The organism is Streptomyces sp. NPDC048521 (assembly GCF_043199855.1).
GTDB lineage: Bacteria > Actinomycetota > Actinomycetes > Streptomycetales > Streptomycetaceae > Streptomyces.
Genome location: NZ_JBICWR010000027.1, coordinates 38,707 through 62,200, shown reverse-complemented (window position 1 = coordinate 62,200; position 23,494 = coordinate 38,707). Strand labels below are relative to the sequence as shown.

Genomic DNA, 23,494 nt, shown 5'->3' with positions numbered 1-23,494 from the left:
GCGCGGGCCGGACAGCACCATCTCCCCTCAGGTCCGGCCCGCGCCCACAGACGCCCTCCCCGGAGCGGGGCGCGAGAAAGCCCCGGGGGGTTCGGTCCCGGGGCTTAACCAGCTCTTCCCCTCCCCGCCGGCGGGCGGATCATGGGGGCGCTTGAACGGAGATGCCCGAAGGCACCCGCCCAGCATCACCCCAAACCGCAGACCCGTTCCCCCGGCTACGGCGTGCCGTCCGTCGTGCTCGCGTTTCCCCCCGGCTCAGTCCTCGCCGTCAGCCGGCGGCCAGGGCGCTCCCATGCGGGAGAGCGGTCTGGCCGCCTCCCGCATCGCCTCATCGGCTTGGCCGAGCCGCTCCCGGGCCTGCTGCAGCGCACTCCGCACGGCGAGGACCTGTCGGAAGATGTCCTGTCGTGACGTCTCCGCTTTTGGCTTGTTGTCCAGGCGGATCTGCTGATTTTCGTCCAGAAGTTCCAGGCCGGCCTCCAACTGCTGCAGTGATTGCGGCAACGTCTGCAGGAGCCGGGTGAGCGCGTTGAGGGTGTCGGCTACCTCGGACGGTGTTGTAAAGACCTTGGGATCCAGGGTGCGATGGTTCAGTGTGCGGATCTCATCGGCGGCAGCGTTAGCGATCTGAGAGGGAGTTCGGTCCAGGTCCACGAGAGTCTCCAGGGAGTCGGCAACTGCGGCCAGTCTTCCAGGCGGAGGGCGCCTGCTGGGGCTCCTGACGGTTGTTGTGGCGGTCTGCCAAGGGTGTACGCCTGTGCGCCCCGCTCGCCCTCTCCACGGGCACGGCCCGTACGCCGCACGGTCGACGGTATGGGGGCTATCAGGGAGACGTGTCCGGGCCGCGGTGACGGCACCGACTGCCCGAACGGGGAAGACGAGGTACTCGTGGACGGAGTCCGCTGCGAGGAGTGTCTGCACTACTGGGAGCTGGACGCGACGGCCCCGGAACGCCGGCTGGTGACGGATGACGGGCTGACCCGGCCGGTTGGGGAGCCGTGGGAGGCCGGGCCGGGCACCGCTGCGTAGGCCTCAGACCATGCCGGCCCGGCTCCGTGCCACCTCGTGCGCTGCGCGCAGCATCTCCTGCTGGTCCTCGTCCAGGCTTCGTGGCCGTGGGCTGCGGGATGCGACGGCGAAGAAGGAGATGGGTCCGTAGAAGGGGCCGTCGTGGCAGTCCAGGAGGCGCAGCATCTCGTCCGCAACCGGGTTGGCCAGTTCCTCGGACGCCGTGACCAGCTCGCCGACGTAGGCGTGCACGGGGGACGGATCCGGCAGAGTGATCCGGTCGACGATTCCCGCTCCTGCTGCTCCAACCTTGTCGCGCATCTGGTCGACGGGCTCGGAGTGGAACTCGAGGCCGCCGTTCGGTGTGACCAGGGCATAGGTGATCGGCGGCTGCTTCGACTCGCGCTTGCGGCCGGTGCGGAGGTCCTCGAGCCATGTGTCCATGGCTTCGCCAAGCTGCTGGTCCTCGCCCAGGTCCTCCATGTCGCCGTCGAACTCGGCGGCCTCGAGGGCACGGCTGTCGGTGCGCTGCTTGAGCGTGCGGAAGCGGCTGAGCGCGTCGGTCTCGGAGGCGTGTTGCTGGAGGAGGCGAAGGGCGGTGGCGTGGATGGCGGGGCGGGGCACCCAGTTGGGGAGTTCGTACTCGTCCATGCGGCGGTCGCGGGCGTATCCGATCCGGCGTTCGAGGTTGGTGACGGACGCTGAGGAGACGCTTCCTGGCTTCAAGCCGGGGGTGCGCTGGCCCCAGGCGACGGAGCCGGCCGCGGAACTCCAGGCGATGGCAACGAGTTGACCGAGGGTGAAGCCCTCCTGGAGGGCGCCCAGGAACAGTTCGTAGGCGTCGGGCAGCCGGTGTTCGGGGATGGGTTCCTCGTTGTACTTCCGGGTGAGGAGTCCCTCGAGGTAGTTGACGGCCATGCCGGCCTCGAGCCGGTGCACCTGCTGGGTGACTTCGTCGGCTCGGTTGCGGAGCATGCGGCTCATCCACTTGGCGGTCTCGCCGTGTGCTGTGGCCTTCCCGCCCAGGGCCGGCGCGAGCTGCCAGGGGATCTCGGTGACGTACACGCCGCTGACCGTGCCGTCGTCTTTGAAGGCGAAGTTGTCTGTGGTGGCTGGGAGGGTGGGGCAGATCCACCGTTCGCAGTGCAGGGTGCGGAAGACGTCGATGTCGGTTTCGGCTGTAGTGGTGAGCGTGTAGTTCAGGTCCTTCAGCGGGCCGATCGTCTCGGTCTCCTTCCGTTGCATGATCTCCACCATGGCCAGCAGCGTGAGCGCGCCGATGAGGTCGGGCATACCGTCGGGGAAGTCCCGGTCGGCCTGCTGCTGCAGCCACGCGCCAGCAGCGTCGACCCGCTTTTGGGTCTGCTGCCGCTTCTCCTCCTTGGCCCGCTCTGCCTCCGCTTTGCGCACCTCGGCCTCTGCGGCCGCGCATGACGGGCAGACCTTGGCTGCGTCGACCGGCTCGGTCGGGAAGTCCGGTCCCCAGCAAACGGTGGCGGCCATGTCGGACCGGCTGGTCACCACGGTGGGGGCGGCGCAGCTGGGGCACACCAGGTTCAGCAGTTCGGCCCGGCACGCTCCGCGGACGGCCTTGTAGACCAGGGAGGTGGAGCCGATCGCTGAGACGTGCCGGGTCCACTGGCCGGGGACGGTGAACTCCCAGTACTGGCGGCACATGGCCGCGACGTCGGCCGGCGTTTCCGGCTCGATATGGACCTCGAGGAGCGGCTGCTCTGGGCTGGGATACAGGATCCGTTTGACGGCAGGCGGCCGCTGCTTTGCTGCGACTTTCTGGCGTTTCCTGCGGCGCTCACGCTTTCCCATAGCGTCCCCCTCCAGGTGAGTTCCTCAGGATATCGATCGTCACCGACAACCCGGATCCGTTCGGCTGGTCGGGCCAGAAGGTCACGTCTGCGCCATGTCCATGAAGCGGCAGTAGTGCCCCTGGAACGCGGCTGTGATCGTCGCGGTGGGCCCGTTGCGGTGCTTCGCCACAATCAGATCAGCCTCGCCGGCCCGCGGGGACTCCTTCTCGTACACGTCCTCCCGGTGCAGCAGGATGACCATGTCGGCGTCCTGCTCAATGGCGCCGGACTCCCGCAGATCGGAGATCACCGGCTTCTTGTCGGTGCGCTTCTCCGACTCCCGGTTCAGCTGGGACAGGGCGACCACGGGGACTTCCAGCTCCTTCGCGAGGAGCTTCAGGCCGCGGGAGATCTCGGAGACTTCCTGTTGCCGGTTCTCGCCCCGCTTCCCCGTGGACTCCATCAGCTGGATGTAGTCCACGATGATCAGCGACAGGCCGTTCTTCGCCTTGCGCTTCCGTGCCTTGGACCGGATGTGGTTGAGGTTGATGTTCGGGGAATCGTCGATGTACAGCGGGGCGGCGGACACGTCCGGCATGCGGCGGGCCAGGCGCGTCCAGTCATCCTCGGTCATGTTCCCGGACCGCATGTGATGCAACGGCACTTTCGCCTCGGCGGACGCAATCCGCATCGTCAGCTCGCTGCGGCCCATCTCTAGGGAGAAGATCTGGCTGGGCAGACCGTGCTTGATGGAGCAGCAGCGGGCGAAGTCGACGGCCAAAGTCGACTTGCCGACGGCGGGCCGGGCCGCGATGACGATCATCTGGCCGGGCTGGAGGCCCTCGGTGAGGGAGTCCAGGTCGGCAAGACCGGTGGGAACGCCAGTGAGTTCCCCCTTCTTGTTCTGTCGGGCCTCCAGCTCGTCCAACATGCCTTCCATGACGTCGCCGATAGGTACGTCTTCCTCGTCGGCCTTGGACACCTCGGTCGCCACGTACACGGCGGTCTGGGCCTGGTTGCAGATGTCGGCGAGTTCGCCTTCCTGCGCGGCGGCCATGGCGGCGATGCTGATGCCGGCCTTGTGCAGGCCCCGCAGGACGGCCTTTTCGTGGACGATCTCTGCGTAGTGCTCGGCGTTCGCTGCGGTTGGAACGACCTGGACGAGGGTGTGCAGGTAGGAAGCCCCGCCGATCTTGGCGAGCTCGCCGCGCTTGGTGAGGTCCGCGGCCACCGTGATCGGGTCCACGGGGATGCCCTTGCCGTACACGTCCAGGATCGCCCGGAACACGGCCTCGTGGCGGGCGGCGGCGAACTGCTCGGCCTTCACGAGGGGGAGGACGTCCTCGATGGCGTCCTTGGACAGGAGCATGCCGCCGAGGACGCACTGCTCGGCGTACTCGTCATGCATCGGCTGCCGCTGGGGGCCGTCGTCGAAGACGTCGTCGGAGCTGTGCTGGATGCTCTGCTGAGGGATACTCACGGTGTGGCCCTTTCGGGGGTCTGAGCAGCGGCCGGCCCTGGCGAGGGATTCACCGGCCGCTGCGGTCGTTTCAGGTCAGGCTCGGGCGTGCTTCGGATGGCAGCGGGGGCACGGTGTGTCGTTGCCGTCAGAAAGCTCCACGGTGCGCTGGTAGACGGCCATCGGGAACTCGCCCCGGTTGCACTCTCCGCACCACTCAGCGAGCCGCCCAGCGTCCGGCACGGCCCCATTCGGCTGGACCTGTCGGCGCTTGAGGCTGCGGATCCGAGTAGGCATGACCCGGGATGGCACCCGTACGGGGTCCTTGGGATCGTCCTGCATCAGCTGGAGTTGCAGCATCAGGTCCAGATCCAGCTCGAGGACGTGAGCCCGGGAGGCCAGCAGCGGAGCGAGCGCGCGTGCCTCGTCAATGCCCATCTGCCACTTGCCCGGGAGGTCTTGCAGGAAAGCGTCGGCCGCTTTGATCTCTTCCGCTGTCGGCGCGTAGTCCTCTGGAGCCAGTGCGCATGCTGCGGCCCACTTGGCCGCCCGACCGGTTTTGTGGGGGCTGGGGGTGGTGTTACCACCACCCTCCGGGGGGTGTGGGGGGGGTCCGGCATTGCCGGAAGTGGCTCCGACCTGCGAAGACGTCGAACTTCCGGCATCGCCGGATCCGGCATTGCCGGAAGTGGCTCCGACCTGCGTAGATCGCTGTTTTGTCCGTTTCCCGGCCCTGGATTCGGCATCGCCGGATCCGGCATTGCCGGAAGTGGCTCCGACCTGCGACGATTCACTGACTGCCGGTGCATCGGGATTCCAGGCCGGCCAGTCGTAGAACTCGTACGCCACCCCAGTCCGCTGCCCCGTCTTCTCGTCGCTCTCCACGATCCGCCGGATGTAGCCCTTCGCTCGCAGCCTGGCGAACGACGCATAGACCGCGTCGCGGCCCACCAAACGGGATCCGTTACCGCTCCGTACACCCATCTCCCGGAGCCGCTCGAGAACGCTCTGCGGCGTGATGACGAGCGGTTCGTCGGTCGACCGACGACGCGCCTGCTCGCCGAACAGGAACATCAGCTCCACCACTACGACCAGGTCCAACGGATCGGCTGTGATGGCGTGCGGCCCGCTCCGCATGTGCGCATGCACGGAGACGTTCGGAACCGGGCCCACATGACTGATAGACCTGGTCTCTTCGATTTGCTCCGTCACCGCGCACCATCCGCCGTGCGGAGGATCATGCGGGGTCCACTTGTCGACACGCTGGGTGGTGCCTGTACGCTCAAGGCGGGTACCTCTCGATGAGGTGAATCACTTAGCCGGCGGGCTGCGAAATCCGCTGGCTTCCTGGGCGGCCTGGCGCGGTGGAGCTGCGAACTCCCTGCCGGGCCGTCTTGCGTTTCCGGGCCGTGGCTGCGAACACGGCTGATCGGAGACGCGACCGTTACTGCTGCTTCGACGCCTTGCCGCGCCGGCCGGGCTCCCGGTCCGGCCCGCGTCCCACGATCGGGTGCTTCCGGAAGAACTCCAGGAACGGGCCTGTCTCCATCACCTCGGCGTTCGCCAGCGGCCAGTACGGGTACGGGCGGTCTGGGCCGAACGGCCAGTCGGGGTGCTTGGAGAGACGGCGGACGCCCTCGCGGGTCATGTTCTTCGCCAGGCCGAGGCGGACCAGGAGGTCGGCGCCGGTAGCGAAGGTCACGACGGGCGGGAGGGCCATGAGGGTTCTGGGGTCGGGCTTCGTCAACTTTCACCCCGGCCATTGGTCGAGACCGGGGGCAGCGCGAGAGCATCGCCAACAAGTAGAGTCATGATGACTGCCTTCTCTGCAAGGGGTTGGTCGGTCACGGCCGCATACGACTTCGCAGGTCAGCGGCCAAACAGGGAGGTCGGTCGGGGTGGTGCCCGGTCGGCCTCCCGCCTTCTACGGCGGGCTACGCACGCCTCGTACTCCTCTCATCACGCCGCCAAGGCGTTGATCGCCTCGACGGTCTCCTCAGCCGTACCGTTACCGGCGTACCGAGGTGCGGAGAGCATCCCCGCCACCCGGTCCATCCGCTTCACGATCCACGAAATCTGATCCTCCACCGGCAACGACAGAACCGGCGCCAGGGCATCGGCTGCGCCCTCCACGTCATCGAGCTGCACCCGTGCCGTAGCCAGGTAGATGTGGGCCAGCCGTTCGTCGTCCAGCGACCGCTCCTGGACGGGGCCGGACTGCCACAGGCTGATCGCCTCGAGCGCCTCACGCTGCGCGCGCTCGGCATCGTGGCCGCCCTGCAGCCAGATCAGGGACGAGCCGGCGTAGTACGACTGCTTGGCCCTCGAGAAGCCGAACAGACCCTCCAGCGAGTCCGGGCGCCGGATCCGCTCCCGGGCCTGCTCCGCGGAGTCAAGAGCGGCATTCGCCGCCCGGCTGTCCCCGAGGTTCGCCAGGCACTGGGCTTCACCACAGCGCAGCCGGGCCTCCCCGCTGCCCTGCCCGTGACCCACCCACTGGTAGCCGTCCCGGATGTACTCCAGCGCACGCCCATAGTCGCCCTGGAACCGGGCGATCAGGGACTTCGTTCCGGCCACCCAAGCGGCCAGCTCGGCGTCCCCCGCGAACTCGGCGCACCGGCCCGCCGCCGTGGCGTGCTCGAGTGCCTCATCCGCGTCACCCATGTCGAGCAGCGCGTACGACAGCACCCCGGACAGCCGTCCGGCGGCCACGTACAGGTCCGAACGATCCTGCGGCCGGTGATGCCCCGAGCGAAGCCGCTCGAAAGCCTCCCCGCGCAGCAGATGCGCACGGTCCATCATCGGCCCCGGCGGGGATCCCAGGTAGTCGACCGCGGTAGCCGACACCCCGTCCTGCAGCTCGCTGATATCCAGATCCGCCAGAGCGGTCAGGTCCCGGGACATGGCGAGCGCAGCAGCCCGTACCCGGTGCGCGGCCGCAGCCTCGCGGCGTTCTCTGTCCTCCCGGTGCCATTGCTCGACCAGGGCACCGTTGGCGCCGGTCGCTTCGTCCGCGGCCTCGGCCACGCACAGCGGGGTCGGCCGGCGGCCGGTCTCGAAGTTGTGCAGGGACGTGCGGTCGTAGCGGACGCGTTGTGCCAGGTCGGCCAGCGACATGTGGGCGGCCAGCCGCCACTCGCGCAGCAGTTCCGGGAAGGTCGTCATGCTCGGAGTCTTCCTCCTCTCATCTCTTGTCGGGAGAGCTTGCCGCCCTCTTCGTCGTCTTTGTCTGTTGGCAATTTGGAGGTGACTTGATTGCCAACAACAGCTTCAACTGCATGGGGTCTGCCCGGTGCTGGCATGGAGTCAGACCTGATCGACGACTCCAGGAGCAGCTGCCGTGGCATCACTCCGATTCGCTCTCCGGCTTTGTCCGGCGCCGGCGGTCGCGTGCGGCTGCCTTCTGGGCGTGAGCCACGAAGTACGGTCTCGCCTTCTTCCAATCCACGACGTTGGCGCGGCCGATCTTCTGGACCTCGGGGAAGTTCTCAGGGTCCTTGAGGTGGAGCTGCGAGATTCGCTGGTGGGTCATCGACGGCAGGATGCCTTCCTCCACCACGCGCCGCGCAGTTTCGCGGAAGGTCAGCAACTCCGGTCCTCCTTCGGTCTCGGCTATGGCGACGTCCTCCAGTCTCCCTCATTGGGTTGCCAAATGGCAACCCAGGGCGTAGTGTCTTTCTTGGCACAGCAAAACGGCCCTGGACCAGCAGTTGCCGGACCAGGGCCGCGTGTCCCGAACGGTGCTCGCAACACCGGAACGGACGTGAACCCGCCCACCTGCGGATATCAGGGAGGCCGATCCAGTATGGATCGTAACCGCCATATGGCTACTCGCACAGCTCACCCCGGCGACAACGAGGTCGCCCCCGACTCCACCGCCCGCGTTTTGGAGCGGTTCCCGGCGTCTCACCCGCGCGGCTCGTGGCCGGCGGAGGAGTACGCCGCCGCGCAGACCGCAGCCGGCACCCCCGCCACCGTCGTCATGGACCTCACCACCGACACGTTCAAGGTGGTGACGGTCTGATGGACGAGATCTACCAGATGCTCGCTGAGCGCACCGGACGGCAGTTCCTCCACAGCCTCCGCGTGATGCCCGAGTTCGAGACGCCGAAGAACATCGGCCGTATCCGGATCAACGCGGCCATCGTCGGCATCGACCTGGACCTCGGCTTCGTGGACATGGACCCGGTGAACCTCGGCGACCTCGCCAGCATCGCGGCCCGCCGTGCCGAAGGCCTCCGCATCAAGCACGCCCAGGCCACCCGCCCGACGCTGCGCCTGATCGGAGGTGCGTGATGCAGAACGAGCACCCCTTCTCCAACGAGGAGATGCGGCTCGCCGAGCTGCTCCACCAGTTCCTCGCCCTCTCCGACGACCAGGACTGCGCCGGACGGCTCATCTTCCGTGGCCCGAAGGGCGAGTACATCGGCGAGGCCACCCTGTCCGCTCGGGACATCGAGGCCGCCACCGACGCCCTCACCTCCGTCAACGCCTACCGGGCGGACCTGGAGGAAGCCGGACTGAAGCCGGAGGCGCCGCTGCCTCAGGTCGACGCCGACGACGTCACCGACGTGCTGGCCGGCTTCAAGAAGCTGTTGGGCGGCGAGTGATGTCCGGCCCGTTCCCCAGCACCGACGACAACGCCGTGCCCAACGTGGACGGTACCGACCTCGGTGACCTGCTCGAAGACCTCCGCGGTATCCACCCCGGCATCGACTTGATGCTGGACGGCGCCCGGCTCATCGCCCACGACCGGCACAACCTGAACATGACCCAGGTCCTGGTCGCGGTGCTGGCCGGCTCCCCGGACGCCCTGGACGTCACCAGCCTGCCCGGCCTTCTGGTGGAGCGCCTCACCAACCCGGACACCAACCCGGCCGTCCGCTCCCTCCCGCTCGACCAGCAGAAGGACGCCGCCCACCAGGGCTGGCTCACCGCTCACAACCTCGCCGACCCGGACCTCCGCGACACCACCGCCCGCGCCTGCGCCGCCCTCGACCCCCGGAAGGACCACATGGACCAGCCCACCGACCAGCCCGACTACGACGACCTCATCGCCGACACGATCATCCGCGACCTCACCCACGACGACCACGAAGACAACACCCACTAACCCCCAACCCCGGGCCCCTGGCCCGGCTGGAGGCCGCCCCCGCTACATCCCCCAGGCGGGGACGGCCCCCAGCAAGGCCAGCACCCCACCCACCCGCACAGACCGGAAGGAGACCGCAATGGACCAGCACACCAACGAACGCCGTTTCGACCGGGCTGCCCGCCGCAACCAGGCCAAGGCCAACGCTCTCACCGCCATCGCCGAGACCCTCCTCATCACCGCCACCCTCGCCGCCGGCATCGCCATGTACGAGCTGATGGCCAACACCCCCGACCTCTTCGCCGTCACCGCCGCCATCGCCACCGCGTTCGGCGCCAACGGCACCCTCACCCCGATGTTCACCGCCGCGTTCGGGCCGACCATCAACCGGCTCCGCGGCCTCACCCCGAAGGGAGCCGACCAGCGATGACCGGACCCGAGTTCGCCCAAGCCCACGGCAACGACAGCAGCACCTGGATGCCCGCCGACTTCGACGCCGAGATCGTCTTCGCCGAGATCGACACCCAACCCGCCTGGCTCGCCCTCAAGACAAAGCCGACCCCCAAGCCGGCCACCGACCTGACCCCCGCCGCCTGACCACCAGAAAGGACACCGATCCCCGTGAACCCCACCCCGGCCGGCAACGAGCCGAACCGCCCCGGCGGACCCCTCGCGCCCACCGCGCCGGGGAAGCCCACCCTTCAGCCTCTCACCCGCACCCAGAAGATCCTCACCGGAATCGTCGTCGGCGCTGTCCTCGTCATCGCCACCCTCGGCTTCGTCGGCTCCTACAGCGCCGTCACCCACCTCGCCCTCAACAAGGGCTTCGGCGAGTTCGCCCACGCCTTCCCCATCGCCGTCGATGCCGGCATCATCGCCTTCCTCGCCCTCGACCTCCTCCTCACCTGGCGCCGCATCCCCTTCCCCCTCCTCCGCTACACCGCCTGGGGCCTCACCACCGCCACCATCGCCTTCAACGCCGTCGCCGCCTGGCCCGACCCCGTCGGCGTCAGCATGCACGGCGTCATCCCAGTCCTCTTCGTCATCGCAGTCGAAGCCGCCCGCCACGCCGTCGGCCGCATCGCCGAGATCGTCGCCGACAAGCACCTCGAAGGCCCCAACCCCTCCCGCTGGTTCCTCAACCCCGTCGGCACCTTCGTCCTGTGGCGGCGCCAGCGGCTGTGGAAGATCCGCACCTGGGACGAGGTCCTGACCCTCGAGCGGGAGCGCCGCATCTACATTGGCCAGCTCCGCAAGGAGCACGGGCGCACCTGGCGCCGCAAGGCCACCGCGGAGCAGCTCCTGATCCTGTGGCTCGCCACGAAGAACGGAATGAGCATCACCGAGGCCATCGACCTCCCCGCCCGTGAGGAAGCCAAGCGCCGCGACGAGGAAGCCCGCATCGCCCGCGAGGCGCAGCACGCCGAAGACGAGCGGCGCCGCCAGGACCTCGCCTACGAGCAGGAACAGCAGCGCCTCGAGGACGAACGCAAGCGCCAGGCCGAAGCCGACCGCATCGAGCAGGAACGCCGCGCCCTCGAGCTGGACAACCAGCGGCGCGAGGCGGCACGCCGGCAGCAGATCGCCGACGCCGAGGCCAAGGTCCGCCTCGAAGAGATCGCCCGCCAGCAGACCGCGGCCGCCGCCGAGGCCGAGCACCGTCGCCAGCAGGAGCAGCTGGAGCACGCCCGCCGCGTCGCCGCCGAACAGGAGCGTGCCGCCGAAGCCGCCCGCCTCCGCCGGGAGAACGAGGAAGCCGCCGCCCGGGCCGCCGCCGAGAAGGAGGCTGCCAGCCGCCGCGCTGCCGAGATCGTGCGCGCTGCCAGTGCCAGCCCGGCGCCTGCCAGTCGCCCTGCCAGTGCCAGCCGCCCGGCTGCCAACGCTGCTACCACCCCGGCTGCCAGCACCCCGGTCGAACCTGCCAGCGCTGCCAGCGCCAACGCTGCCAACCCGGCTGCTACCAGCAGCCAGCCTGCCAGTGCCAACGCCAGCCAGAGCACTGCTACCAGTGCCAGCGCCGTCGACATCCAGCAGGTCGTCGACGTCTACCAGCTGCTGAAGGAGAAGGAAGGCAAGGCCCCGTCCGACGCCACTCTCGGCAAGGCCCTTGGCGTCTCCCGCTCCCGAGCCCAGCAGCTCAGGACCCTCGCCGTCGACGCCGGCCACACCGAGCTGGCAAAGCCCATGCGGCTCGCCTCCTAACTGCCAAGCAACCTGCCAGCGAAAGGCACCACCGTGAACCCGACCCGATGCACCGTCGAGAACTGCCAGTCCGCTCCGGCTACCAGCCAGCCCATCCCGCTGTGTGCCAAGCACGGCGTGGAGACCGCGCTGGCAGTGCTCCCGCTGGCACTGGCAGGGACGCTGGCAGGACTGGCAGACCAGCCCGACGACCTGGCAGAGCTGCGCGGCCGAGTTGGCAGGCACTGGCGGCAGGCCCAGATCAACGCTGTCCACTCGTGGATCCAGAAGGCCGGTGACCCCAAGGCGGTGTCCCTCGAGGACGTCATGAACCGACTGGCCCTGACCCAGACCACCGCCTATGACCGTCTCGTCACCGCCCAGCGACTGTACGAGGCGGCCCAGAACCCGAAGTCCGAGAAGACGGCATGAGAACCACCGTGAGTCAGTCGAGGAACTCCACCCCCCAGATCGTAGAAAGGAAGTGCAGGAGGTGAGCGGAGAGACGATTAGCCCCTTCCGTATCGACCCTTCAGCGACCTCTCCGGACACTACGGTGAGTGACGGCGCTGGTGGCGGGGCGGGGCGGGGCGGAAGCCAGAACGGCTCCGGAAGCCCTCTCGTGGTCGTCCAGCAGGGCCGTGGCGTCGCCCCGCCCCGCCCCGCCCCGAGCCGTTCTCAGGTCAACAGTGACAATTCACTGCGAAACGGATACGCAGCGATCTCACACAGCGTGAGCGGAGAAACGGCGGCGATCGGCCTTGGATTTCTCCTCGGCGGACCCATCGGCGCCATCATCGGCGGCACCATTGCCCCAGCTGCGGTCGCCGCCCTGATGTGGCGCTCCCGAAGCGGCGACCACGACGCCAACAGCAACGACGCGACCTCCAGGAACGGATCCGCAGACGGATCTCGCAGCGGGTCCAACGGCAGCGGAGGGCGCGGCCGCAACAACGGTGGCGGAGCTGGACGGAACAACGGCGCAGGCGCTGGCCGGAACAACAGCAGCACGGGTGGATCGGGCCGCGTAAACCACGGCAGCGGCGGCGGCAGGCACAAGACCCCGAAGGGCCACCACGACAACCACAGCGGCCCCCACAAGAAGCCCAAGACCAAGGACCCGGTTGCCGACAAGCTCAGCAAGCTCGGCAAGTCCGTCACCGACAAGCTGAAGCCGAACAAGACCGACAAGCGCAAGAGCCCCAAGAACAGCAAGCACGACGGCACCGGGAGCGCCAACACTGACCCGAAGAGGCAGAGCAACGCCGACAAGGCGAAGAAGAACAAGCGCCCGCAGGCCCCGTGGACCAGCTCACCCGACGGTCTCGACCCCAAGAAGCCGAAAGACAAGCACGACCGGAAGCCCAAGGACCGCAACGGCAAGGACAACGACGCCTCCAGCTCGACCGCGCGTGACGGCCTCGCCCCGAAGGGCCCGAAGGGCGGCGGCGGTGACCTCCCGCCGAAGCCCGACTACGACCCAGACGAGTACGTCGACGCCGAACTCGTCGACGACGACCTGCCCCCCAAGCCGGATGCCGGCCCCGACGACGTCATCGACGCCGAGGTCATCGACGAAGACCGGATCGCCTTGGTCAAGGCAAAGCGCGAAAAGGACCGCCGCCGTCAAGCGATCACCGCAGGCAAGAAGGCCGAGAAGGAAGCCGCCCGCGACGGCAGCATGGGCGACCCCGCCAAGGTCAAACTCGAACGGATCCGCGCCGAGAACCGGCGGATCGACTTCGAACTCGACCGTCAAGAACAGCTGCTCGCCCTCACAGCGGCCGCAGAGACACCGAGGAGCACCCCCGTGAACTACCCCGCGATCCAGGCCTCCCCGGCCAGCACCCGCACCGCCGGCGCCGCCATCGCACGACAGGTCGACTTCCGAGGCTCCACCGCCTACGCCATCCTCCACGCCATGGCCGACCAGCTCGCCCACGGCCTGTACAACAACGACGACGCCGACATGGCCGACCACATCGTGGAACTCACCGGCATCCCGAACATGTGCAAGAACCTGTCCCTCGCCGTACAGGAAGCAGCCCGCGCGCTAGCCCGGACAGCCCCACTCCACCCGTCAGTGATCAAACACTTGAACAACGCGGCCATCGCCGCCCGCAGCGCCGGCGTCATGGCAGACCAGATCATGGTCGTGTTCGTCCAGGCACACCGCCAGGACATCATCCGCGTCCTCGACCCCCGCATTGGCGAAGAACGCTGGAACCTCCGCAACGGCCCCGGCACCCTCGACGCCGCGAAACTCCGCGCCGCGATCTCCTCCGCGCACTCTGCCCGCCTCGCTCTGCCCGCAGGCACCTCCGAGCCCGGCACCAACGGCGGCAGCAAGCTGGTACCGGCCTCCGACGGCAGCACCAAGAAGCTGATCAACCTGATGAAGGGCTTCACCCGAGGCCACATGGTCACCGTCCTGTCCGAAGTCGCCGGGGCCGCCGCCGGAGTCGAAGTCGTCGCCGACTCCGTCACCAAGCTGTACCGGCGCATGGTCAAGACCTGGCCCACCGAAGGCGTCGTAGACGACACCGTCCGCGCGACCGCCTCGAAGGTCCGAACCGTCTCGACCGAACTGAGGAAGGCCATCAAGGCAGCACAACGCGCACACGAGCGTGAGCTGCGCCTGAACGCCAAACCTCGCAAGGGCGCGAACGCAGAGAAGAAGTGGGACGTCGTCGGCCGCGGGCCGGCCAGCTAACCGAAGGGAGACAAGGTCATGTCCAATGCAGAGCTACTGGTAACACCCGCAGAAAAGCGCTGGGACTTTAGCAGGGACGCGGTCACCCACGGGCGGCTCGTCGCATGGGGCAGCGAACTCGGCGTAGCAACCGCGCTGGTGGCTCCCCTCGCGGACATCCCGTGGGAAGCCGGCGCCGGAGCCGGCGTCATCTGCACGGGCGCGGCCGTCCTCTACGAACACGCCCGGGGATCCTGGCGACGCGTCATGGTCGCCAGGGCCTCCGCCTGGCTCGCAACGACCGGATGGCTGTCCTACACCCTCGCCGAAGGCCCCACCCTGCTGAAGATGGCCTTCGGAGGCGCCATCTGGGCCACCGGAGCCGCCGTCAACATCGGCATGGACAAGTGGGGCGAAGAAACCCGCGCCGCCGAGAAGGAACTAGACCGCCGCCTCGAACAGGGCAGCGAGATCAAGGCGGCGCAGGACGGGTGGGCGAAGCTGCTGTACGACATCTGCGGCATCGAAGGCGCCGTCGCCGACCCCGTCATCGACCGCTGGATCAGCGGAGCTGGTTACACCGTAAAGATCACCCTGCCCGCGCACATGAACATCGACGCCCTCCGCGGCTACGAAGCCCCCCTCGCGGGCGCCCTCCACCTCCCCAAAGGCGGCGGCGTCAGCTTCAACGCCGGCGGCCCCAACACCCCCCGCAACGTCGTCTTCATCGCCGTCACCGAGAAGAACATGATGTCCGGCGCCATCCCCTACCCGAAGCTCACCCCAACCACGATCAACAAGCCGGTCGGCTTCGGTGTCGTCGGCAACGGCGCCGAGGCCGGCCTCAACCTCAAGGACGAAGGCTTCATCGCGATCGGCGCCCAGGGCTCCGGCAAAACCGCCCTGATGAAGACCCTCGGCCTCGGACTCGTCCGCTGCGTCGACGCCATCGTCATCGACCTCGACACCTCAGCCAAGATGTCCGCCGTCTTCGTCAACCCCTACCTCCGGCACGGCATCGGCCGGCCCCTCATCGACTGGCCCGCCACCACCGAAGACGAATGCCGAGTCGCCATCCAAGCCGCCAAGAACGCGATCGCCGCCCGCAAGACCGAATACGCCGACCTCCTCGAAGACGAAGACGTCGACAACCTGCCCGCCCGCCCCGACATCCCCGCCATCCACATCCGCGTCGATGAGACCAAGAGCATGCCCGACGACGTCCTCGCCGGCATCGACTTCATCATCGAAGAAGGCCGCTCCGTCAACGTCCGCGTCTCCAACACCGGACTCCGCGCCACCCGCGAATACATCACCGGCACCATGGACGAACTCACCCCCGGCCGCATCGGCCTGCGCACCAACAACAGCTCCGAACTGCAGATGCTGTTCCCCGACACCGGCGCCCCCGACATGGCCATCTTCACCGACCCCGGCACCGTCACCTACATGTCGACCACCAAGGGCCCCTTCCAGCCCACCCCCGCCAAGGCCTACGCCACCATGGCCGAAGCGTTCCCTGAGGGCAGCGACGACTACAAGCGGATGCAGACCCTGTTCATGGACGCCGCCCGCGAACTATCCGACATCCGTCCCGACATGGACCCCGTCACCGCCAAGGCCATGGGCCTCGCCTGGTCACAACGCTGGGCCCGCATCATCCCCAACCTCCGAGGCGACGCCCACGGCAACGTCACAGCCGACCGCATGCACGAATCCGTGTGGGAGCTGTACCAGTCCTGGGAGAAACCCGTCCCCTACGACCTGCTCCTCGGCCGCGCCGCCGACGACGACGGACACACGCTCTCCGCACCAGCGAACGGTGCCGCAGCCGAGATCCCCCGCCTGTCCGAGACGATGCTCACCGACGACGAACTCGACCGGCTCGCCGCCCAAGAAGCAGCCATCGAACTCGCCAAGACCTCAGCCAAGCCCAAGACCGACGACGACCTTGCCATCGAACTGTTCACCTCGATGGGCCGGCCCGCCAAGCCCAGCGAGATCTACCCGTTGATGGTGAAGGCCGGCTACGAGAAGTCCGAGCGAACCTTCCGCGACCTGACCGCGAAACTCGGCCTACAGGACAAGCTGGTCAGGCGTCATGATGGAACCTACGCGGCAGCCGAGTGCGATGAGGTTCCCAATGGCGGACGAGTTCCCGGATCTGAAGATGACCCCGATGGACGAGGCGATGCTCCACATGAGTGAGCTGATCAACGGTCTGAAGAAGGCCGGACTCAGCGAGAACTCCGCTGTGCGCTTCGCCGCCATCTACTTCGCAGAGCAGTCAGGCAGCGTCGACGACTCGGACGCCGACTGACCCCATCCCACGACCAGGCAAGCCCCCGGGTCGTACCCGGGGGCTTTCTGTATCCCCTCACCGCCCGCCGCACCCAGGAAGAGCCCCTATGACCACCCACCTGCCCAAGCCCCACACACGGCAGCCCCACGTCACCACGGCCGGGCAGCCCACCCCCGACGCCTACGCCTTCCTCGCCGACCTCGAATCCGCCTTCAATCAGGCAACCCACCCCGCGAAGGCCGCACCCACCTCGTACCGCGACCTCACCCCCGTGCCCGCCTACGGCACCAACCCGCCCGTCCCCCAGCCCGGACGACCCCCCATGAGCCAGAGCGCCGTCGACTACAGCGCCCGCATGATCTCCACCGGCGTCGCCTCCGTCCTCTTCAGCGCCTCCGTCAGCGGCATCCTCATCGCCTCCGGCCACGCCAACCCCACCGTGGTCAGCTTCATCGTTGCCGCCCCCGCCGCCCTCGCCGTACCGATCCTCGCCCTGTCCCGGCTCGTCAAGCGGACCAAGGAAGTCGTCGAAGCCGCCCCGGCCACGCACCACCACCACTACAACGCCACCGTCGACCAGCGGACCGTGAACAGCACCACCCGCGGCATCTGGGCCAGCACCCACAACCAGCTCCCGCCCGGAACGACGGGGGAGTAGCCGCAGGGGGAACGCGTCTCTGACAAACCCCCACCTGTACGCCACCATCAGAACTGCACGGCCCGGACAGCTTCTTGGACTCCGGTGTCCCCGCGCCCAAGCCATGCAGGAAGTCCGGGCCGTGCACAGACCAGCTCGAGACCCCTCCCCCCCCGGCTCTCGAGCACACGTCGGGCCCGCCACCGAATCCCCCCGGTGACGGGCCCGACCCACACCCGCGGCCAGCTACTTCACCAACGACCACGTCCCACACTCACGCGACGTGAACAACTCACCCACCCGAACCGTCACCGTCAGCCTCTTCGCTGCCGTCACGAACCGATTCTCAATGATGTCCCCACCCTCCGTAGAACGCTCCCAGTAGCAATCCGGCAGGGGATCCTGCAGCACGTACGTACCCGGCAAGGCAACCTCCACCTCGCCGTCCCCGCTCCTCGGCTTCGTCCCTATCTCGTACGAGCCCTCGCTCATCTGACGAGCCGGGGCCACCGCAGTAGGCGAATCCACGCTGCCGTCCATGACATCAGGGTCGTAACCGCCCCCATCCACAAACGAATCGTCATCGTCCGGCGACGGACTCAACAGCTCCCGGTTCAACTCATCAATCGACTTCCCCGTGTCCTCAGCGGCCTTGTCGTCCCCACCGTCCGAGCAGCCACCGATCAGCAAAACCGAGACGACTACGCCCGCCACGGCCCCCACCCTGCGCATCTTCCTCATGCCGGGCATCGTCCTCTCCCACCCCCACCGGAGGGAACAGAACCGCAAAAATCGGCGATCATCCGTGACAGGCGCGGGGCCTGACAACCACACAAGCGGGAGCCCCCACCGCTATGCCGAACAACAAGGCCGTCCAAGCCGAGATCGACGAACGCCGCGCGCAGCTCATCAAGCTGCGCCGCACCCGCACCCCCTACGACGACCCGAAGATCCTCGCCCTCGGCTACAGCAGCGCCGACAGCGCCCGCAAAGACTTCTACCGAGCCGTCACCGCCCGCCGCGACGCCACCGCCGCAGAAGTCGCCGGATACCGCGAAGAACAGAACGTCATCTTCGAGGACATCATCGACACGTACCTGCCCATCGCCCTGGGCAGCAGCGGAGACAGCCCGGACCCGAAGGCCGCCGACCTCGTCCTGAAGACCCTGGAGCGGCAAGCGAAGGTCAACGGCTGGGAAGCCGCCCTCAAGACCGAACTGTCCGGGCCCGGCGGAGGCGCCGTCCCCATCCGCGCCGAAACCATCAACGAACTCCGCGACCTCATCCGCACCGCCGGCGACCCCGACGAAGACGATGAGGCCCTGGCCGACGACGGCGAGGAACCGGATGACGACAGCACCGACTGACCGCACCGAGACCGACGAAGACAGCGACCTCGCCCAGCAGACCGAGGCCTACCTGAAGCTCGCCGCCGAGTACCGGACCCTGAACCGGGCCCAGCGCCGCCGCATCGCCTCGGCAGCCAGCCCCGACCTGCGCCGCATCCTCGCCGAACTCGAACGCACCATGGCCCTGGAACGCTCCCCAGGCTCCATGTCCGCGATCCTCACCGACGGCAAAGAGAAGCAGGCCCGCCACCTCGACTTGATCGACCGCGTCTTCCGCGACATCGCCCGCGGCCACTCCCGCAAGGTCCTCATCACCATGCCGCCACGGCACGGCAAAAGCCGTCGTGCCGCACGATGGGCACCCCTCTGGTACCTGTCCCGGCACCCAGACCACCGGGTGATGATCGCCTCCTACAGCGCGGACCTCGCCGACGACCACGGCCGGTGGATCCGCGACGCGATCGTCTCCTACGGTGAACACGTCGGCCTCTACCTCCACGCCGGCTCCAAAGCAGCCAACCGGTTCGACCTCGCCGACAAGGACGGCAACCGCCTCGAGGGCGGACTCGTCACCGCCGGTGTCGGAGGCGGCCTCACCGGCAAGGGCGCCCACCTCGCCATCGTCGACGACCCGATCAAGGACGCCGCAGACGCCGAATCCCCCACCATGCGGCGCCGCCTGTGGGACTGGTGGACGTCCGTCCTCAACACCCGCGTCGAACCCGGCGGCAGCATCATCGTCATCCAGACCCGCTGGCACGAGCAGGACCTCGCCGGGAAGATCCTCGAAGGCGAAGACGCAGACGACTGGATCCGCCTCGACCTCCCCGCCATCTGCGACACCGAAGACGACCCCCTCGGCCGGAAGATCGGCGAAGCCCTCTGGCCGCTGCGCTACGGCCGCGCAGCCCTTGAGAAGATCCGCCGCGCCGTCGGGGAACGCGTCTGGTGGTCCCTCTACATGCAGAAACCACGCCCGCTCGAGGGCGGCGTGTGGAAATGGCCATGGATCACCGACAACCGCATCACCCCCATGGCGTTCCGCGGCGTCGACCTCACCCGCACGATCGTCGCCGTCGACCAGGCCGGCGGCGAAGGCGACACCCACGACGAGACCGGCATCATCGGCGCCGGCCGCACCGCAGACGGCCACAGCTACGTCCTCGCCGACCGGTCCAAGAACATGGGCGCCGACGTCTGGGGCCACGAAGCCTGCCGCCTCGCCATCGAACTCACAGCAGACGCCTTCGTCGTGGAGGACAACTTCGGCGGCGACCAGTCCGCGCAGATCATCCGTCAGGCGTGGGCGGACCTCGAGCGCAACGGTGAGACCAAGGGCCTCCTCATGCCGCGGATCATCCCGGTGCACGCCAAGCAGGGCAAGAAGCTCCGCGCCGAGCCCATCGCTCAGTTGGCCTCACAAGGCCTGATCCACCACGTTGGGGAGTTCCCCCGCCTCGAAGGACAGCTCATCACCTGGCTGCCCGGCATGAGCAGTCCCGACCGCATGGATGCCTACGTCCACGCCCTGACCGAGCTGGCCGACCCGGCTCAGGAAGGCCTTGGCACCCAGCACTACAGCGACCAGCGGCTCCGCGGCCGCCGATAGGAGACCCCTCGTGTACGTATACGGCCGCAGCCGGCCACGCCACCCCCTACAACGGCGGCCGCCGTACCCTGCCCGGCTAGCAGGGGGAACCCGACACCCCTGAGCCCGTACGCTGATCACTAGGCGCGGGGCCTGCGAGCGAGGGAGTAGCGGTGGGCCTCACGTCCGGTGCGAAGCGTCTCATCGTCGACGCCTGGTCCTGGCTGAACTACAAGCCGATCTACAGCGACCCCCGCGGCATGCCCCACCGCAGGGCCTTCCCCGAGGCCAAGGCCACCTGGGTACCCCCCGAGGACGAACGCCGACTCGCCGCGTACAAGCTGCTCCAGGCCTACGACAACAACCAGGCCGCCGAACTCGCCGAGGTCCTCGACGGCCCCAGCGCGCGCGACAAGCGGGAGTTCGGCGACCCGTCGATGTTCGTCGACGCGATCCTCTCCCACGTCCTGGGCCGCGAGCAGCACATCACCGTCCCCGGCGCCGAGAACACCGACGACCCGGACGCCCGGGACGCCATGGCCGAACGAGTCCAGACCCTGCTGCGGGACTGGGCCGAGGACGAACTGCTGCCGATGCGGATGCAGCAGACCGAACGCAAGGCCGTCACCCTCGGGGACGGCGTGTACCGGCTCGCCTGGGACCCGGCGAAGCAGCGGGCCACCGTCCGCTCCGTCGACCCCGGTTTCTACTTCCCCGTCCTCGAGGAAGACGACGGCGAGTTCCCCGACCGCGTCCACTTCGCGTGGGAACTCCCCGAGGACCCCCGCCGCAATCTCAAGGCCCGGCTGCGCCGCATCACCTACGAACTCGCCCCGATCGGCGCAGCCACCGCCGCCGGCCTGGACTCCTCCGGCCGGGCCGTCCGCGCCCCACTGACCGTCGAAGGACCGGACGGAGACCTGGTCCCCGTCGTCGGCCCCGGCGACACCGTCGACCCGGACACCGGAACCGTCAGCCGCCTCTACCCGTGGAACGACCGGCCCACCACGCTCACCTGCTACCTCACCGACGCCACCTGGAACCTCGAGGACCTCAAGGGCGAGACCGACGTCGACTCCCTCCCCCTGGACAAGGCAACGTTCGCGACCCGCTCCGACGGAGAAGTCCTCGACCACCTCGACCTGCTCATCGACTTCGTCCCGGTCGTCCACGTCCCCAACACCGTGCCCTCCGCAGAAGAACACTGGGGACAGTCCTCTCTCGCGAAGGTGCTGCAGGTCTTCGACGAACTCGCCGGATCCGACACCGACTCCGCACGCGCCTCAGCGACCACCGGCCTGCCCATGGTCGCCATCTCCGGCGTCACCGACCCCCGCACCCAACTCGACGTCGGCCCGGGCGCCCTGTTCAAGCTGGGCGAGAACGGCCGGCTGACCGCCGTCGACACCTCCTCCGCGCTCCGTGAGCTACGCGAGCACGTCCACGACCTCGCCGACCGCGCCGCCAAAGTCGCCCGGCTCCCCGCCGTCGCCCTCGGCACCGTCGACCCAGCCCAGGCACCGTCCGGATACGCCCTGGACATCACCCTAGGTCCGCTCGACTCCCTCATCGACAGCATGCGGCTCGCCCGCGACCACAAGTACACGCTGCTGCTGAAGTTCATCCAGCGCCTCCACCTCGCCGGCCAGCACCCCGACTGGGCCGGCGTCCAGGCACAGCCCGCCAAGCTCGTGTTCGGCCCGTACAAGCCGACCGACAAGGCAGGCGTCCTCGAGCAGGTCACCACCGGTGTCACCGCCGGCGTCCTGTCCAAGGAGACCGGCATCAAGATGCTGATGGAAGCCGGATTCCCGATCGAGGATGCCGCTGAGGAGCTGAAGCGGATCGACTCCCGGTCCTTCACCGACGCCCGGAACCTTGCCGACGCGCTCGGCAACCCCGAAGAGGTGGCGTCGTTCCTCGGTCGGCAAGCCCCCGACGAGCCCGAGGCACCGGCCGTGATCCTCCCCGAAATCGGGCCCAGCCCGGCCGGCCAAGCGGTCGACGATCCGGCCGCGCAGGGAAGCGGGGGGAACACCTCTTGATTTCTGTGCTGTCCTTGATCTCAGGCGCGGGGCCTGAACGATCGTCCTTGGGAGGACTGTCTCCAATGCGTCGCCCCGCGCAGCACCGCCCCGGTCTCGCCGCCGCCCCCGGCTGGGCCCACCCCTACACCGGTCCCGTCGGTCTCGCCGTGTTCTACAACGACGGCGGCACCCCTCCCACGCCGACCCCGCAGGACCCGCCCAAGCCCGGCCCGCCCCCGAGCCCCACGCCGGTACCGCAGTACACGCAGGAAGACCTGGAGCGGATCGCAGCCAAGGAGAAGGACCAGGGCAAGCGGGCAGGAGCCCGCCAGGCCCTCGAGGACTTCGCCACCGAGCACGGCTTCAACAGCGTCGACGACGCCAAGGCATTCATCGCCGCCGCCCGCCAGGCGGAGGAGGCGAAGAAGACCGAGGAGCAGCGCCTCCGCGACGAGCTGGAGCGCATCAAGGCCGAGGCTGCAGCCCGCGAAGCCGCCGCGGTCGCCAGGGAACGCGCAGCGACCCGCCGGGCTGTCCTCGTCGGGCTCGGTGCCACCGGCGACGACCTCGAGGACGCCTCAGCCCTGCTGCGCGTTGCCGACGACGCCGACGAGCAGGCCATCACGGAAGCCGCCACCGCGCTGAAGGAACGTCGCCCGGAACTGTTCGGCGCCAAGCCGGCCCCCCAGCCCAATCCGCTTCCCCCCGCTCCCGGCGGCGCGCCCGCAGGTGGCAGCGGTAAGCCGCACGCCACCAAGGACGACGTCAAGGCCCGCGCCGAAGCACGCGCCCGGCAGATGGGATTCCGGCGCCCCGCCGCCTGACCCACCCAAGACCGAGGGACCACGCCCTCCCCGCACCACCCCGTGGACGGCACCACCCGAGTTGGTAGCCCGCACCCCAGTGCCATCCCCATTCCACGGGAGGAGATCGGCGTGGACCTCCAGCCGATGACCACCACCACGACCGTGACCGCTGACCGGCGGTGGCTGAAGAGCCCTCACGGCACCGAGATGAACGAGACGATCACCCTGGACGTCTCCAAGTTCACGTCCGGCACCCACTACGTCGCGGCGACCGCGACCATGCCGTACGCCTACTTCAAGTCCGGCCTGCCCCTCGGGAAGATCACGGCGTCTGGCCTGTACGGCCCGTACACCTCCGGCGCCTCCGACGGCACGCAGATCCTCGCCGGCGTCCTGGACACCGAGACCGCTTTCAACCCGGCCGTCACCAAGGTCGGTGGCGCGCTCCGCGTCCACGGCTCCATCGACACCGCGAAGCTCCCGGTCGCCCTGACCGTGCCCGCGGCCGCCAACCGCACCGACAACCTCCGATTCGCCTGAAAAGGGGT

Annotated in this window: 24 protein-coding genes and 1 pseudogene; 17 read left to right on the top strand and 8 right to left on the bottom strand. The window is 68.5% G+C overall.

Features of this window, described 5'->3' with window-relative positions:
• Positions 1–255: 255 nt before the first annotated feature.
• Positions 256–654: a hypothetical protein gene (locus ACGFRF_RS38310; RefSeq protein ID WP_393748173.1), complete on the bottom strand. Its 399-nt coding sequence runs from the start codon at positions 652–654 to the stop codon at positions 256–258.
• A gap of 159 nt (positions 655–813) precedes the next feature.
• Here ACGFRF_RS38310 and ACGFRF_RS38305 point away from each other — a divergent pair, with 159 nt between their 5' ends.
• Positions 814–1,029, top strand: a complete 216-nt coding sequence (locus ACGFRF_RS38305) for a hypothetical protein (protein WP_393748171.1) — start codon at positions 814–816, stop codon at positions 1,027–1,029.
• 3 nt (positions 1,030–1,032) lie between these two features.
• Here the strand turns inward: ACGFRF_RS38305 and ACGFRF_RS38300 are convergent, their stop codons facing one another.
• From ACGFRF_RS38300 to ACGFRF_RS38275, 6 genes and pseudogenes are all read right to left on the bottom strand, one after another.
• Entirely contained in the window at positions 1,033–2,832 is a 1,800-nt protein-coding gene (locus tag ACGFRF_RS38300) for a hypothetical protein (protein ID WP_393748169.1), read from the bottom strand.
• An 81-nt stretch (positions 2,833–2,913) separates the two neighbouring features.
• Positions 2,914–4,269 (bottom strand): annotated as a pseudogene (gene dnaB, locus ACGFRF_RS38295) (replicative DNA helicase); the annotation flags it as partial.
• A 99-nt stretch (positions 4,270–4,368) separates the two neighbouring features.
• Complete coding sequence (locus ACGFRF_RS38290; protein WP_393748167.1) at positions 4,369–5,484, bottom strand: hypothetical protein; 1,116 nt, start codon at positions 5,482–5,484, stop codon at positions 4,369–4,371.
• A 232-nt stretch (positions 5,485–5,716) separates the two neighbouring features.
• On the bottom strand, positions 5,717–5,992 hold the full coding sequence (locus tag ACGFRF_RS38285; protein WP_393748165.1) for a hypothetical protein: 276 nt from the start codon (positions 5,990–5,992) through the stop codon (positions 5,717–5,719).
• 239 nt (positions 5,993–6,231) lie between these two features.
• The gene (locus ACGFRF_RS38280) at positions 6,232–7,437 is read right to left on the bottom strand and encodes a helix-turn-helix domain-containing protein (RefSeq protein WP_393748163.1); all 1,206 of its coding nucleotides are present in this window, start codon (positions 7,435–7,437) and stop codon (positions 6,232–6,234) included.
• A 181-nt stretch (positions 7,438–7,618) separates the two neighbouring features.
• Complete coding sequence (locus ACGFRF_RS38275) at positions 7,619–7,861, bottom strand: hypothetical protein (RefSeq protein ID WP_393748161.1); 243 nt, start codon at positions 7,859–7,861, stop codon at positions 7,619–7,621.
• A gap of 234 nt (positions 7,862–8,095) precedes the next feature.
• Between ACGFRF_RS38275 and ACGFRF_RS38270 the strand changes: the two genes are divergently transcribed.
• The 11 genes from ACGFRF_RS38270 (at position 8,096) to ACGFRF_RS38220 (ending at position 17,197) form a co-directional block, all read left to right on the top strand.
• Positions 8,096–8,296, top strand: a complete 201-nt coding sequence (locus tag ACGFRF_RS38270; RefSeq protein ID WP_393748159.1) for a hypothetical protein — start codon at positions 8,096–8,098, stop codon at positions 8,294–8,296.
• Positions 8,296–8,568: a hypothetical protein gene (locus ACGFRF_RS38265; RefSeq protein ID WP_393748157.1), complete on the top strand. Its 273-nt coding sequence runs from the start codon at positions 8,296–8,298 to the stop codon at positions 8,566–8,568. Before ACGFRF_RS38270 ends, ACGFRF_RS38265 begins: the two co-directional genes overlap by 1 nt.
• A complete protein-coding gene (locus tag ACGFRF_RS38260; protein ID WP_393748155.1) occupies positions 8,568–8,882 on the top strand; it encodes a hypothetical protein in 315 nt (104 codons plus the stop codon). The genes ACGFRF_RS38265 and ACGFRF_RS38260 overlap by 1 nt, the downstream gene beginning before the upstream one ends.
• Complete coding sequence (locus ACGFRF_RS38255) at positions 8,882–9,385, top strand: hypothetical protein (RefSeq protein WP_393748153.1); 504 nt, start codon at positions 8,882–8,884, stop codon at positions 9,383–9,385. The genes ACGFRF_RS38260 and ACGFRF_RS38255 overlap by 1 nt, the downstream gene beginning before the upstream one ends.
• A 118-nt stretch (positions 9,386–9,503) precedes the next feature.
• On the top strand, positions 9,504–9,794 hold the full coding sequence (locus ACGFRF_RS38250; protein ID WP_393748151.1) for a hypothetical protein: 291 nt from the start codon (positions 9,504–9,506) through the stop codon (positions 9,792–9,794).
• The gene (locus ACGFRF_RS38245; protein WP_393748149.1) at positions 9,791–9,961 is read left to right on the top strand and encodes a hypothetical protein; all 171 of its coding nucleotides are present in this window, start codon (positions 9,791–9,793) and stop codon (positions 9,959–9,961) included. The genes ACGFRF_RS38250 and ACGFRF_RS38245 overlap by 4 nt, the downstream gene beginning before the upstream one ends.
• 24 nt (positions 9,962–9,985) lie before the next feature.
• Positions 9,986–11,566 carry a DUF2637 domain-containing protein gene (locus ACGFRF_RS38240; protein ID WP_393748147.1) on the top strand — a complete coding sequence of 527 codons (1,581 nt, stop codon included), beginning with the start codon at positions 9,986–9,988 and terminating at the stop codon, positions 11,564–11,566.
• A 33-nt stretch (positions 11,567–11,599) separates the two neighbouring features.
• Positions 11,600–11,977 (top strand): hypothetical protein, encoded by a 378-nt coding sequence (locus ACGFRF_RS38235; RefSeq protein WP_393748145.1) that lies wholly within the window; start codon positions 11,600–11,602, stop codon positions 11,975–11,977.
• Positions 11,978–12,278: 301 nt separating this feature from the next.
• Complete coding sequence (locus ACGFRF_RS38230) at positions 12,279–14,258, top strand: hypothetical protein (protein WP_393748143.1); 1,980 nt, start codon at positions 12,279–12,281, stop codon at positions 14,256–14,258.
• 18 nt (positions 14,259–14,276) lie between these two features.
• On the top strand, positions 14,277–16,445 hold the full coding sequence (locus ACGFRF_RS38225) for a hypothetical protein (protein ID WP_393748141.1): 2,169 nt from the start codon (positions 14,277–14,279) through the stop codon (positions 16,443–16,445).
• A 200-nt stretch (positions 16,446–16,645) separates the two neighbouring features.
• Entirely contained in the window at positions 16,646–17,197 is a 552-nt protein-coding gene (locus tag ACGFRF_RS38220) for a hypothetical protein (RefSeq protein WP_393748137.1), read from the top strand.
• A 225-nt stretch (positions 17,198–17,422) separates the two neighbouring features.
• Here the strand turns inward: ACGFRF_RS38220 and ACGFRF_RS38215 are convergent, their stop codons facing one another.
• Complete coding sequence (locus ACGFRF_RS38215; protein ID WP_393748135.1) at positions 17,423–17,917, bottom strand: hypothetical protein; 495 nt, start codon at positions 17,915–17,917, stop codon at positions 17,423–17,425.
• A 113-nt stretch (positions 17,918–18,030) separates the two neighbouring features.
• Here ACGFRF_RS38215 and ACGFRF_RS38210 point away from each other — a divergent pair, with 113 nt between their 5' ends.
• The 5 genes from ACGFRF_RS38210 (at position 18,031) to ACGFRF_RS38190 (ending at position 23,486) form a co-directional block, all read left to right on the top strand.
• Complete coding sequence (locus ACGFRF_RS38210; protein WP_393748133.1) at positions 18,031–18,543, top strand: hypothetical protein; 513 nt, start codon at positions 18,031–18,033, stop codon at positions 18,541–18,543.
• Entirely contained in the window at positions 18,524–20,134 is a 1,611-nt protein-coding gene (locus tag ACGFRF_RS38205; protein WP_393748131.1) for a terminase large subunit domain-containing protein, read from the top strand. Before ACGFRF_RS38210 ends, ACGFRF_RS38205 begins: the two co-directional genes overlap by 20 nt.
• A 152-nt stretch (positions 20,135–20,286) precedes the next feature.
• Positions 20,287–22,158: a hypothetical protein gene (locus ACGFRF_RS38200; RefSeq protein ID WP_393748129.1), complete on the top strand. Its 1,872-nt coding sequence runs from the start codon at positions 20,287–20,289 to the stop codon at positions 22,156–22,158.
• Between the two features lie 65 nt (positions 22,159–22,223).
• Complete coding sequence (locus ACGFRF_RS38195) at positions 22,224–22,964, top strand: hypothetical protein (RefSeq protein WP_393748127.1); 741 nt, start codon at positions 22,224–22,226, stop codon at positions 22,962–22,964.
• Between the two features lie 111 nt (positions 22,965–23,075).
• Entirely contained in the window at positions 23,076–23,486 is a 411-nt protein-coding gene (locus tag ACGFRF_RS38190; RefSeq protein WP_393748125.1) for a head decoration protein, read from the top strand.
• The last annotated feature ends 8 nt before the right edge of the window (positions 23,487–23,494 follow it).

What these genes read in the sequence shown, in the direction of transcription:
- ACGFRF_RS38305 (WP_393748171.1), top strand. Translation starts at nt 814, where the DNA reads ATGGGGGCTATCAGGGAGACGTGTCCGGGCCGCGGTGACGGCACCGAC.
- ACGFRF_RS38300 (WP_393748169.1), bottom strand. Translation starts at nt 2,832, where the DNA reads ATGGGAAAGCGTGAGCGCCGCAGGAAACGCCAGAAAGTCGCAGCAAAG.
- ACGFRF_RS38285 (WP_393748165.1), bottom strand. Translation starts at nt 5,992, where the DNA reads ATGGCCCTCCCGCCCGTCGTGACCTTCGCTACCGGCGCCGACCTCCTG.
- ACGFRF_RS38280 (WP_393748163.1), bottom strand. Translation starts at nt 7,437, where the DNA reads ATGACGACCTTCCCGGAACTGCTGCGCGAGTGGCGGCTGGCCGCCCAC.
- ACGFRF_RS38270 (WP_393748159.1), top strand. Translation starts at nt 8,096, where the DNA reads ATGGCTACTCGCACAGCTCACCCCGGCGACAACGAGGTCGCCCCCGAC.
- ACGFRF_RS38265 (WP_393748157.1), top strand. Translation starts at nt 8,296, where the DNA reads ATGGACGAGATCTACCAGATGCTCGCTGAGCGCACCGGACGGCAGTTC.
- ACGFRF_RS38260 (WP_393748155.1), top strand. Translation starts at nt 8,568, where the DNA reads ATGCAGAACGAGCACCCCTTCTCCAACGAGGAGATGCGGCTCGCCGAG.
- ACGFRF_RS38255 (WP_393748153.1), top strand. Translation starts at nt 8,882, where the DNA reads ATGTCCGGCCCGTTCCCCAGCACCGACGACAACGCCGTGCCCAACGTG.
- ACGFRF_RS38250 (WP_393748151.1), top strand. Translation starts at nt 9,504, where the DNA reads ATGGACCAGCACACCAACGAACGCCGTTTCGACCGGGCTGCCCGCCGC.
- ACGFRF_RS38245 (WP_393748149.1), top strand. Translation starts at nt 9,791, where the DNA reads ATGACCGGACCCGAGTTCGCCCAAGCCCACGGCAACGACAGCAGCACC.
- ACGFRF_RS38225 (WP_393748141.1), top strand. Translation starts at nt 14,277, where the DNA reads ATGTCCAATGCAGAGCTACTGGTAACACCCGCAGAAAAGCGCTGGGAC.
- ACGFRF_RS38220 (WP_393748137.1), top strand. Translation starts at nt 16,646, where the DNA reads ATGACCACCCACCTGCCCAAGCCCCACACACGGCAGCCCCACGTCACC.
- ACGFRF_RS38215 (WP_393748135.1), bottom strand. Translation starts at nt 17,917, where the DNA reads ATGAGGAAGATGCGCAGGGTGGGGGCCGTGGCGGGCGTAGTCGTCTCG.
- ACGFRF_RS38210 (WP_393748133.1), top strand. Translation starts at nt 18,031, where the DNA reads ATGCCGAACAACAAGGCCGTCCAAGCCGAGATCGACGAACGCCGCGCG.
- ACGFRF_RS38205 (WP_393748131.1), top strand. Translation starts at nt 18,524, where the DNA reads ATGACGACAGCACCGACTGACCGCACCGAGACCGACGAAGACAGCGAC.
- ACGFRF_RS38195 (WP_393748127.1), top strand. Translation starts at nt 22,224, where the DNA reads ATGCGTCGCCCCGCGCAGCACCGCCCCGGTCTCGCCGCCGCCCCCGGC.